At 35.4% G+C, this 11,939-nt stretch carries 8 protein-coding genes and 2 pseudogenes; 5 read left to right on the top strand and 5 right to left on the bottom strand.

Annotation, left to right across the window (positions count from 1 at the left end; all coding sequences use genetic code 11):
* Positions 1-171: 171 nt before the first annotated feature.
* Complete coding sequence (locus AC5WOC_RS08025) at positions 172-477, bottom strand: hypothetical protein (RefSeq protein ID WP_496054872.1); 306 nt, start codon at positions 475-477, stop codon at positions 172-174.
* Between the two features lie 45 nt (positions 478-522).
* On the opposite strand from AC5WOC_RS08025, the pseudogene AC5WOC_RS08020 reads away from it, so the two are divergent.
* Positions 523-1,470, top strand: a pseudogene (locus tag AC5WOC_RS08020) (DUF3387 domain-containing protein).
* 378 nt (positions 1,471-1,848) lie between these two features.
* Here AC5WOC_RS08020 and AC5WOC_RS08015 read toward each other — a convergent pair.
* Positions 1,849-3,933 carry a reverse transcriptase domain-containing protein gene (locus AC5WOC_RS08015; RefSeq protein ID WP_496054871.1) on the bottom strand — a complete coding sequence of 695 codons (2,085 nt, stop codon included), beginning with the start codon at positions 3,931-3,933 and terminating at the stop codon, positions 1,849-1,851.
* Between the two features lie 886 nt (positions 3,934-4,819).
* On the opposite strand from AC5WOC_RS08015, the pseudogene AC5WOC_RS08010 reads away from it, so the two are divergent.
* Both AC5WOC_RS08010 and AC5WOC_RS08005 read left to right on the top strand, forming a co-directional pair.
* A pseudogene (locus AC5WOC_RS08010) lies at positions 4,820-5,110 on the top strand (sigma-70 family RNA polymerase sigma factor); the annotation flags it as partial.
* Between the two features lie 200 nt (positions 5,111-5,310).
* Positions 5,311-5,499 carry a hypothetical protein gene (locus AC5WOC_RS08005; protein WP_496054870.1) on the top strand — a complete coding sequence of 63 codons (189 nt, stop codon included), beginning with the start codon at positions 5,311-5,313 and terminating at the stop codon, positions 5,497-5,499.
* Positions 5,500-6,189: 690 nt separating this feature from the next.
* Here AC5WOC_RS08005 and AC5WOC_RS08000 read toward each other — a convergent pair.
* On the bottom strand, positions 6,190-7,407 hold the full coding sequence (locus tag AC5WOC_RS08000; protein ID WP_496054963.1) for an MFS transporter: 1,218 nt from the start codon (positions 7,405-7,407) through the stop codon (positions 6,190-6,192).
* Positions 7,408-7,698: 291 nt separating this feature from the next.
* Between AC5WOC_RS08000 and AC5WOC_RS07995 the strand changes: the two genes are divergently transcribed.
* Together AC5WOC_RS07995 and AC5WOC_RS07990 are read left to right on the top strand one after the other, a co-directional pair.
* On the top strand, positions 7,699-8,280 hold the full coding sequence (locus AC5WOC_RS07995) for a TetR/AcrR family transcriptional regulator (RefSeq protein ID WP_496054869.1): 582 nt from the start codon (positions 7,699-7,701) through the stop codon (positions 8,278-8,280).
* Positions 8,281-8,432: 152 nt separating this feature from the next.
* The gene (locus AC5WOC_RS07990; protein ID WP_496054868.1) at positions 8,433-9,203 is read left to right on the top strand and encodes a MerR family transcriptional regulator; all 771 of its coding nucleotides are present in this window, start codon (positions 8,433-8,435) and stop codon (positions 9,201-9,203) included.
* Positions 9,204-9,361: 158 nt separating this feature from the next.
* Here the strand turns inward: AC5WOC_RS07990 and AC5WOC_RS07985 are convergent, their stop codons facing one another.
* Together AC5WOC_RS07985 and argH are read right to left on the bottom strand one after the other, a co-directional pair.
* On the bottom strand, positions 9,362-9,904 hold the full coding sequence (locus AC5WOC_RS07985; RefSeq protein ID WP_496054867.1) for a DUF2199 domain-containing protein: 543 nt from the start codon (positions 9,902-9,904) through the stop codon (positions 9,362-9,364).
* A 585-nt stretch (positions 9,905-10,489) separates the two neighbouring features.
* Positions 10,490-11,929, bottom strand: a complete 1,440-nt coding sequence (argH, locus tag AC5WOC_RS07980; protein ID WP_496054866.1) for an argininosuccinate lyase — start codon at positions 11,927-11,929, stop codon at positions 10,490-10,492.
* Positions 11,930-11,939: the final 10 nt, after the last annotated feature.

Genomic DNA, 11,939 nt, shown 5'->3' with positions numbered 1-11,939 from the left:
GTACAATTTAAATAATTCCTTCTTTAGGGAAAATCCGATATGATCTTTGGTGTTTTCACCATAGTAGTTCATATCGGATTTTCAAGGTGGTTAATTTCCTTCTAGATTTTTCACTTCTCCTCTCACAGATAATGTTGTTTAAACAATCTGAATATAGCCCTAATATAAGCATCAAAGCTTTGGATAAATATTAAGTGTGAAATGATTGCCTACTTGCCATTTTTCTTTGTTATAGATGCACTTATCCAGCACTGATTTGAGCAGGTTGTTTTTTACTTGAGGATCTGTTGAGTTCTTGTATAAATCCATGACGTTCTCGATCTGGGGGATGATTTTTACTTTTGCAATCATGCGCTCATTTTCAAGCGAGAGATCATTTGCAATGCGATCGATTTTCGCTTTTGTTTCTGTGAGCTTGTCTGCAATATAGTTGGATCGTTCGATATAAATATCGTCATCATAAATGCCACGTTCCAAGAGATCATGCAGCCGTCCCTTTTGATCGTTTGAATTTTTCCACTCTTGTTCCAGATTTTTGAGGCTTGTTTGATAAACTTGGATTTTATTTTGGGATGGTTCATCTATACTACCTTGTTCTCACTGGTTATTAGTGGGGGAGTTAACTTTATAATCGATCCTACAAAAGAAGTGGAAAAAGAAAAATTCATTAAAGAAGCTTTGCTACTTCACCAAGCATTATCTTTATGCAGTAGCATTGTTGAAGAAGCTATGCGATTTGAGACAGCGTTTTTTGAATCCATTCGTACACTGACAGTTCGATTAACTAGCTCTGGTAGTGGAGGTAAGAAATTTTCTTTAATTGAAGTAAACGAGCGTATTAATAATCTTCTTAAGCAGAGCATTAAAAGTGAGGGTGTTGTTAATCTGTTTTCGGATGTGAAACAAGGGTTTTCGTTATTTGATCCGGATTTTCTTAGTGAAATTGCTAAGATGAAGGAAAAAAACTTAGCAATAGAATTACTTAAGAAACTTATTGCGGAACAAGTTTCTATTTATAAACGAACAAATCTTGTTAAGTCAGAAAAGTTCTCCGAAATAATTCAACGCTCTATGAATGCCTATTTTAATGGAATGATTACTAATGGAGAAGTAATAGCTGAACTTTTAAAGTTGGCAAAAGCTATAGCTCGTGCCAATGAAGAGGGACAAAAAATGGGACTTAATGCTGATGAGTTAGCTTTCTATGATGCTCTTACAAAACCTCAGGCTATAAAAGACTTCTATCAAAACGATGAACTTGTAGCGATTACGAAAGAGTTAACAGCTATGCTTAGAAAAAATCGAACCATTGACTAGCAAAAGAAAGAAACAGCTAGGGCAGGTATGAGAAGACTCGTCAAACGTCTTTTGAGAATTCATAAATATCCACCAGAAGGTATGGAGGAGGATGTAATAAAAACTGTTCTGAAACAGTGTGAAATGTGGACTGACAATACAGTGCAAGCATGAGAAACGCTTATTAATATAGGAACAAAAAAAGTAATTTATTATCCTAAAGACTTTTCCTACTTCAAAGGTGGAGCAGCACCTAATACTATACCTTATGAAAATAGAGGGAATGATTTGTTGAAATGTAAATTCTTAACAACAAAAGCCCTTTAGTATGTCTTTTGGCAAAGGCACTTCAGCATATTCCTTTTATTTTTAGGAGACTTGAAAATTGATCTATATGAAAATTTTCACATATATAAGGATAAGGTTAATGAATCCCATTTGTCCAGAATGCACTGCTGATAAGAAGAAAAAAATCTATCTTGAAGTAAAGTAAAACATAAGACTGGGGATAATCCCAGTCTTTTTTTGAATCTCTAGTTGGTACATTAGGTATCAACTGGAGGATTCATTGTTAGCAGGATCTTTCATCCGGTAGTAAGAAAAAATTTCATCGTAGGTCTCACCTAAATTTGCAAGTTGAAGAAGTTCATCATATTCAGTTCTGTTAATTCGCATTCGTGGATTTCCGTTTCTGTCTTTATAGTGAGCATTCGTCCGCTGATTGCGAGCACTATTAATCAAATCAAACGATCTGGCTGCTAGAGGGAAATCAGACTTCATTTGGTTGATATTTTGCCCAAATTCCCCAGAGTATCCTCTGTCTGATGCGATAATATCAAATACAATGTTGTTGAACAGATTTAAATTCTGCAGCGATTCCCCAGGATTTTTTGATTTTTCGCTAAGGAAAGTCTGTAGGTTTATTTTTGATTCTTTATATACAGCAGGGGTACTTTTGATTCTTTTTATAAAAGAATCAGGTACTTCAAGGCTAAAATTTTTTTGGAAAATGTAGTGAATATAATCATAGGCTTCATAGTCAACTTGTAAAATGCGTCTAGAATATCCATTTTTAACATTTGGATGAAGTGTTGTTTCAGAGAGAAAGAATTCTTCTACCATAAAGTATAGACCATGTATGGAGAGCATCGGGTCTGAATCTGAGATTAGTTTTTCAATAAGTATCTTTCGCGCTGTTGCATCTTTTGTTTTATAAAACTTAATTTCGTTGAGTTTACGACGGATATAATAATTTTTTCCTGTATACATCTGATCTGCAAGTTCTTCTTTTCCGCAACGTTTTAACCAATTTATTAATTGGTATTTGACTATCCAAAAAGTTTCATTATCTTCGAAATTTGCACGAAAAATCATCTCGTTAAAAGGAAGGTGCTTGTACCCTTGGAAAAGTAGAGACTTATTATATTGAAATAGAACAGTATCACCTAGTAGATATTCAACGATATACTTATCAAAATCTCCGTCTGTTGTGTAATATCTATTAAAATAATAGATTACACCGTCATAATGAAGTTCCAGTTTTTCAATATTGTCGATAATAGTTTTCTTAATTTCATCATCATCATTGAGTTTGAATAATGCAAAACTTATTAAGCTTTTGTCGAATTTCTCATCGTTAGTTAGACATTCTATAAACTGTTTTTTTAGTTGTTTGTGGGTTTTATTTTTTAATTTTTTTTCCTTCCGTTCATATTCTTTTTCAATTTTAGAAAACTTCACTTGGTTTTTCTTTAAATGAGTTTTGATGTCGGATATTTGAGATACTTCAATTTTTTCAGCCTGAGGGATTAGTGAAAGATCTCGAGCGAGTAGATCAAGGTATACTATCATTTTTTTGCATTCCTGCTCGCTTTTTGCCATAATGCTGATATCATCAGCATAACGAAAATACTTTATTGTTTTTCTGGAACGCATAGCCTCATCCAGTTTAAATAGAAATAGTTCTGCAAAAAAAGCTGAACTAATAGGACCTTGTGGAATGCCGGATTTTTTATGAAAATTTAATTCAGATGAAGCAGAGAAGGTCCATGTAGAGAGACAATCTGATAGTAAGTTTATAATTATTTCATCTATCTGTAATTGCCGTAGCATTTCAATCAATATTCCATGATCAATCGTGTCATAAAATGAAGCTATATCAAAATCGGCGTAATACTTATAACCATCATTAAAAGCAGTTTCTTTGTGTTGGTTGATTTTGCTTAACTGAACTTTCCATCTTTCATAGAAGAATTTGCTATTCTCTGCAGTGCTCGGAATAAACATATTCCCGAAAGTGTTTATATTGAAATAGCGAGACATTGTAGGGTATACAGTATCAGCGATTACATTTGCGATGGCTTGATATACAATTTGATCTAAGAGGTTGATCATCGTTATTGGGCGAGCAAGGTTCTTTTTTTTGGGCATATAAAAGTGATCGCAACTGGATGGCTTATAAGTTCCCTCTTGAACTTGATAAAGTAGTTCTTCAATGTGCGACTCGCAATAGACTTCAAATGAACGAAAATCGTCATAGTAAAAATTCTTAAAAGGGCTTCTATTCGCTGTTTTTATGCGGGTATAAGCAAGGGTAAAGTTTTCAATTGAAAAAAATTGCTTGGTTTGATCGTTCATTCACTCACTCAACCTCTTATCTTTGATGATGCTTTTCATTTGCCTATTTAGCCCCTCCTTCTAATTGCTTGCTTGGCATTGTTAATTTCTTCATGGAAAATGTCTGATCTACTGTCATCAATTGATTTTACATTGATATCCAAGAAAGAAAAAGAGTTTAAATTCAAAAAATAATCGTTTCAATATTTTTCGGAGATTAAATATTCCCAGAAGTATTGATACCAAAATTATTGTGAATTATCCCGAGCTTAATGTATTAGAGATGGAAGAGAAACGAGAATCATCTAGCCACAAATGGAAACGACTACGAGATTTGGCTTAGAGTAGGCAGCAAAGGAGAGGCTATTTTCTTATCCGAACGCAAAACCAGAATTACGGATCGGGGAATTCGAAAAGCATTGGATAAATATATTCGAAGGCTGATATCACAGATATTTCTCCTCATCGTTTGCGACAGAACATTCTGTAGCTAGAAGGCGAAAAGCATTAACCTATGTCAAGTATTTGCTGGATGAGAATATCAATACAACACAACGATATTTGACACCGAGTGAGAGAGATTTGCGAAAAGCAGCTGACACGGAAGAGCTAGGGTTTCTACTGGATTTTTCTCACTTCCTGGATTAATTGTGAATAAAGCAGTGCTTAGTTTAATCCCGAAAGGATCAAGGACAGCAAAAATACTTGTGAGTTCTCGCACTGTGAACAAGATGCAAGTGGTCCATAAAAGATATTGCTTCTTTATCGAATTATCAATGTTAGAGATGATAGGAATGGTAATTTGCGTGTTAACTGTATGAACTACTGAAAAGCGTTCTTCGACCTTTGCTAATACGTTATTCTTCTCTCTCCTGTATAAAAAAATCATATATATAAGGATAAGGTTAATGAGATAACACTTCTTGATATACTTGGAACAGAACGAGATGAAATTGTTGATCTTGTGCAAATGAAAATCGAGAAAAAACGTATTATGAACCATCTACACATTTTAGATGAACGAGAGCAAGAAGTGATTCGAAATCGGTTCGGTTTAGATGGATTGGAAGAAAGAACACAACGGGAGATTGCCAAAGAACTTGGTATTTCACGCTCTTATGTATCTAGAATTGAGAAGCGAGCATTGATTAAGTTGTTTCATGAGTTTTATCGAAAACCGTGGAAAAAACAGCAGTGATATAATTCGCTGCTGTTTTTTATACAATTAAAAAGCTAGGAATGTATTACGATTATGGTGGTTATCCAAAATTATGGATTAAAAAATTGTAAAATGAACAGATTTTTCTTTCTTATTGATTCGCCAATGAAACTGCGTTATCTTTAACAAAGAAGATCGCTCCTATCCGGTTGAGCGATCCGCCCTTGAAATGAGGAAGAATGAGCAAGATCGAATTCCCCTCTGGTGAACCTGATGAGATAACCAATGAAAAGGTCAAGGTCTGGGATAGGGGAACTAAAATTTATCATGAATATCCTGACGGAAGCCGTTTCCTACTAGTCGTTGTAGGTAAAAGTACTTTTACCACAAATCTCCAGACTGGAGAGTATTGGGAACATACAATATGATACTTTAGGTACACGGACCAGTTGCGAATCTCGTAACTGGTCCATCTATTTTCGCCATATTTAGAAGGGGCAAGATGATTATTATGAAAAAACATATGCACTATCAGAAGAAGTACGAGAATTGGAACTGGTTTTTGTGATCGTAGTTATCGCTTTTTTGTTGTTTTTCGATATATTCAAAGAAAATGTATTTTATAGCGATTTTTTATAGGCATAGCCGCGTTTAAAAACAACGGTCAGAACTATATTAGAAGTCTTGAATGTGTATAACATCGTAATAATTTAATATGTAGATTACAGAACTCTGCTGTCTGAAAGCCCACGGTTTCAATCGCGACTGGTCCATGAACCTTTGAACAGGGAAGGTACTCAAATGAATTAAGAATACATAACGATTTACCTTGCATTACAATGAGTCGTTAGGATGTTGGCCATGATCTTTCGAACATAGCTGCCAAGACATCTATCGCCATTCGTAATGGTTCGGTTAATCATGCAAGGTACTTATTGAAAGTAACTCGCATGATGTTCTCGCACCGCATATATACCTTTATAAGTTATATATGGCGGGGAGTAATCGTTATGTACTCTTGACTATATAATGTCCTATAAATGAAGCTTCATACATTTTTATAATAGGAAATATTTTACAGTGTTATTTCCAGTAAACTTTGTGGTAATTCGATTCCTTCATTGATTGGCTAATTTGCGAGTTATCATCCAAAAAAGCAGGGACATCAGACTAAAGGAAACCCCTAAAAGACAGACCCCATTCCAGCCAAATTTATCATACATATTCGTTGAGGCTATTGAACCTGTGGCGCTGCCAACTGAATAAAAAGTCATGTATGCAGCAGTAAGTCGACTTCTTGCTTCAGGACGTACTGCCAAAATAAAACTTTGATTAGTTACATGTATTGCTTGAATAGCAAGGTCAAGCAGGATGATTCCAATCACCAATGCAAATAGTGAGTAGTTTAAAAGACTTATGCCAGCCCATGATGAAACTAATAGTAAAAGGGCAATTCCTGTGGTTTTTTGTCCCAGCCCGCGATCTGCAAGCTGTCCCGCTTTTGCAGCTGCAATAGCTCCGGCTACTCCAGCAAGTCCGAAAGCTCCAATAATCGTATGGGAAAGTGAGTGTGGTGGCGCACTCAACGGCAATACCAAGGAAGTCCATAGTGTACTAAACGTAGCAAATATAAATAATGCTAAAAATCCTCGAATAAGCAAAATTCTTTCCTTAGCAAATAATAAGAATACAGAACGCAATAATTTCGGATAAGTTAAAGAAGATTGTCTAAATGGTATTTTTGGCAGTTTTTGTGAAAGTAAGATAAGGATGAAAAGCATAAGTCCAGCAGATGTAAAATAAACTGCACGCCACCCTCCTAAATCTGAAATGATGCCAGCAATTGTTCGAGCTAAAAGAATTCCTATCACAATTCCACTAGTCACAAAACCAACGATACTTCCACGTTCTGATGGAGAAGATAGACTGGAAGCATAAGCAACAATGGTTTGTGTAATCGTCGCTAGTACCCCTACGACAGCGATTCCAAAGAAAAAGATAATCTCAGAAGAGGAGAAGCCAATGATAACAAGAACAACACTCATCATAAACATTTGAGTTAAAATTAGGCGGCGAGGGTTAATTAAATCCCCAAGCGGAACAAGGAATAGCAGACCTATAGCATAAAAAATTTGAGTTACAGTAATTACCATCCCGATGGTGGAAGGGTGAATATGAAAATCATTTGCTATTGAATCAAGCAGCGGATGAGCGTAATAAATATTTGCAACAGATAACCCACAAGCGATTGCTAATAATACTTTCATATAAGGTGTCATAACAACAGATTCGGAAACAGATGGTAAAAAATTAGTTTCTGTATCTTTTTGATTCATTAAATAGGATGATATTTTTTTGACAAACATACAAGCAACCTCCTTTGAAAATTCATTACCGATTGGTATGTAATTATTTCGAAGGATATGTTATATTTACTCAGGTGTCAAGGGAATGAATGTAGTTTAAAGCGTGGATGGGGCTGTTTGTGTGTCTCTTATTTGACATCAAAGGGCGTATTAGTTAGAATTATTTTGTACTGAACAGTAAATTTATGGCGGATCTGAAAATCTATTAATGATATCAGGAACAGGGGTAACCGGATAAACAATAAAATGAGGGAAAATCGTATGGGGCGAAAACGTGAATTCGATGAGGAAAAGGCACTAGATGCCGCAATGCAGGTTTTTTGGAAGAAAGGATATCATGCTACATCATTGACTGATTTGACTACGAATATGGAACTGCAGCGGCCGAGTATATATTCTGCCTTTGGCGACAAGGAAAAATTGTTTGAAGCGGCACTGCGTAACTATACAACATTACATATTTCTAACATTCGTTCAAAACTTCAACATAACAAATCGGTAAAAGATGCAATTCGTATATTTTTTGAGGACCTAGTCGAAGAAGAGTACCAAGGCAATCAGAAAAAGGGATGTTTTTGTATTAATACTATGGTAGAACTTGCTCCGCATGATGAGAAATTTGAAATTTTAACAAGAGAGCACCAAATGTATCTTTCTGTCATTTTTCAAGAAATGATACAAAAAGGGATACAATCAGGTGAATTGCATAAGGACTTAGATGCCAAAGCCTTAGCGCAAACCTTCATTGTTTCTTTGATTGGGATTACTGTTTTGATGAAGTCACGACCTGAACGATCTTTTATTGATAATGCTATTATTAGTACCCTATCATTATTGAATTAGAGCAGTGTCAATGGCAGAAATCACTTATTTTAATGTGATAGTCAAGTGTTAAAAGGGTTCTGCTTGGGGATGTGAAAGTAGGTTCCAATCACGAGATTAAGAATTCTCCAAATAAAAGTCTTGCTCCTGACGTAACGTCAGATTGTATAGTAATGATGTCGGCAAAACTACTCGCGCGAAATGAGGAGATGAGGATAAACAAGAAACATTGGAAAGTAGGAGAATTAGCTAAAATGACTGGGCTTACTGTTCGAGCTCTCCACCATTATGATCAGATTGGGTTGTTTTCTCCTTCACAACATTCAAATACAGGCCATAGGCTTTATACCCAAACGGATATTGTTAAGTTGCAACAAATTATGTCATTGAAACAATTAGGTTTTTCTTTAGAAGAAATGAAAGAATCAATGGAAAATCCAAATTTTAATCCGGTTGAAGTTATCAAAATGCAATTAGAAAGTGTAAAAGAGTGTATTCGTTTACAAGAGGAGCTGCGAAACCGATTAGAAGGAATATACGAACTGCTTCATACGCAACAAGAAGTAAAGACAGAACAACTTATTAAATTAATTGAGGTGATCAATATGAGTACAGAGAAATACTTTACTCCAGAGCAACTGGAAGAGATGAAAAAACGAACCGAACAATTCGGTCCGGAAAAAAGGAAGCAAGTTGAAAATGATTGGACAGAGTTAATTGCAAAAGTACGTGCGGAAATGAATAGGAATACACCGCCTGAGAGTTCAGAAGTCATACGCTTAGCTAGACGTTGGAATGAATTGACCAACATGGTTACTGGAGGAAACGCTGAGATCGTCAAAGCTGCTGAACGTTTTCACGCAGAAAATCCAGGGAATCCACTGCAATATGGGATGAACAAGGAGCTTTATCAATATATAAAGAAGGCTATGTCACACATTTAAGCTAGTGCCAGCTTTTATTTCTTGGGTTAGGACTACTTTCTCTATTCAGTAGCATTCGAGCAAAGACAAAAGAATACCTAAGGCAGAATAAGCGCTATTCTATCCTTTTGGAATTATTAAAAAAGGAAAAGAACGGCGTTTGTTTGTGAATATATCCATCAAAAAGAACATCTATTGTTATCTTTGTTACTTTCTGGACAAATTTGTTCTGCAATTTGTTTCATACGATCCATCGTAATTCCGTTTCTTTGTTCCACTGACAATGGGTGTTCAGTCGGCTCTAACTCGATAAAAGGTCTAACATCAACTTTCCGCATATGTACCATTGTTTTCAAATTCAATGTCTCTGGATAACAGGGTATGGAAGTGGAAAGCCATCCAAACATTGGTTTTACTTTTGCTTCTCTTTCTTTTTTATCCCATATTTTTACTGTTTTTTTTATATTCGATACACTTAATGAAACCCATACATCCCATATAAAAGGTTCTATCAATCCTGCCACCGGAATTTCTATACATCCTCTAATAAAAAAGTATTTGTCATCTATAATACATAGATCAGAATTAATCTCACACCGCGTTTCCTTTTCTTCTGCGCTAATTTGATACCATAGATATGGAGCTGGATTACCATAACTCAAGGGAGTTTTACGATGGTCTTTACCACAATGAGAACATATATATTCATTTTTATTGCTCATAATTTGATTCTCCTAGTTATCTTTATGAAAATGGCTATAAGATGATAAATAAAGTGCTTACACAAATTTTTACATTCGGGAATTAAATGTAAAAATATTCCTAGCTAAGTAGTTTTCTTTTAAACAGAAATGAATCGAGGGATGCTCTTGTGTGAGTTTCGGAGTTCGACGACACGACAACGAAGGTAAAACAATTCATATGTATCAAAGGTATATCAAGTTTATCAAAGTATCAAAAGAATAGAGATATCAAGAAATTTTTGTAATTATTGCGCACTGGTGACTACAAGAGAAGATCTTCCTCTGATTATTTCAGCTTGGTCTTGGTAATGGAAAAATTAGATGAAAAAGGCTTGCTCTCGTTACATCAACCTAGAACCAAGATATACGTTAATGTTGAGGTAATGCCGCCTGATGAAACAAATACAGTAAAAAAGAAGATATTCTGGACTGGCTTAATGAGCTTGGTTTGAACGAAATAAACGTATACTATTATCCATGTTGTGATGGTTCCAAGCAAATCAAAAGCAATAGAAAAAAACAGCAGTAATATAAGTCGCTGCTGCTTTTTATATAGTAAAAACGCTATGAATGTCTTGATAACCAATTGTTTAATTGAATTTGTTTTTCGTGTTTACGAACCCAATCCATGCTTGTTGCTATCCGTTTTTGATGTGCATCTAATTGTAATTCTACTTGATTTTGAGCGGTTCCTCCTAATACATTTCGTGCATTAACTACGGTTTCTACTTCAAGCGCTTTATATACATCTGATCCAATCATTGGAGAAAATTGTTTAAATTCCTGTAGTGATAAATCTGATAAAAATTTATTTTTTGTGATGCAATAAAGAACAGCTTTTCCAACAATTTCATGAGCCTCACGAAAGGGAATATTTATTCGCACGAGATAATCAGCTAAGTCAGTGGCATTGGCAAAATCATTTGTTACTGCCTTTTTCATTTTTTCTTGATTGACATGCATGGTTTCTATCATCGGTGCAAGTATCGCAAGTGCTCCTTGTAAAGTGGAAATTGTATCGAACATACCTTCTTTATCATCTTGCATATCTTTGTTATACGTAAGCGGTAATCCCTTTAAAATAGTTAACATTCCCATAAGATGCCCATAAACTCGTCCTGTTTTTCCTCGAATTAATTCAGCAACATCCGGGTTCTTTTTTTGCGGCATAATACTGGAGCCTGTACAGTATGCATCATCTAATTCAATAAAAGAGAATTCTTGACTGCTCCAAATAACCAGTTCTTCACAAAGACGAGAAAGATGCATGATTTGTAAGGAAGCTTGAAACAAAAATTCTGCTAGAAAGTCACGATCACTCACTGCATCCATGCTATTACGGTATATGTCATCAAAATGAAGAATCTGAGCAACATATTCCCGGTCAATTGGAAAGGTGGTACCCGCTAGTGCACCTGCTCCAAGTGGAAGCATATTGATTCGTTTCCAATTATCTTGAATACGTTCAAAATCTCTCTGCAGCATACTTACATACGCCAGTAAATGGTGACTTAGTAGAACTGGCTGCGCTCGCTGCATATGCGTATAACCTGGCATAACAGTAGCTAGATGTTTTTTTGCTTGCTGGAGGAGTGCAGTTTGAAGGTGAAGTGTTTGCTTTGCGAGTTCCAATATTTTTCTTCGTAAATATAAATGCAAATCTAATGCTACTTGGTCGTTTCTACTGCGACCTGTGTGTAGTTTTCCGGCTAAAGGACCGATTTCTTCTCCTAACATTTTCTCGATATTCATATGAATATCTTCATTTTCAATCGTGAAGGTATATTTTCCTGTTTGAATACCTTGATAGACACGGTGTAATCCATCTATGATTTGTGCTACTTCTTTGGAATCAATGATTTCACATTTTCCCAACATTTGAATATGAGCCAAACTGCCAGCAATATCTTCTTCCCATAATTCATGATCAAAAGGAATAGAAGCTGTATATTCTTCTACTAACATATTGGTTTGTTTGGTAAAACGTCCTCCCCAGAGTTTCATTTATTTTCAC

The organism is Shimazuella sp. NTD247, from assembly GCF_059510415.1.
The sequence above is the reverse complement of the archived record's forward strand: the minus strand, read 5'-3'. Positions and strand labels throughout refer to the sequence as shown.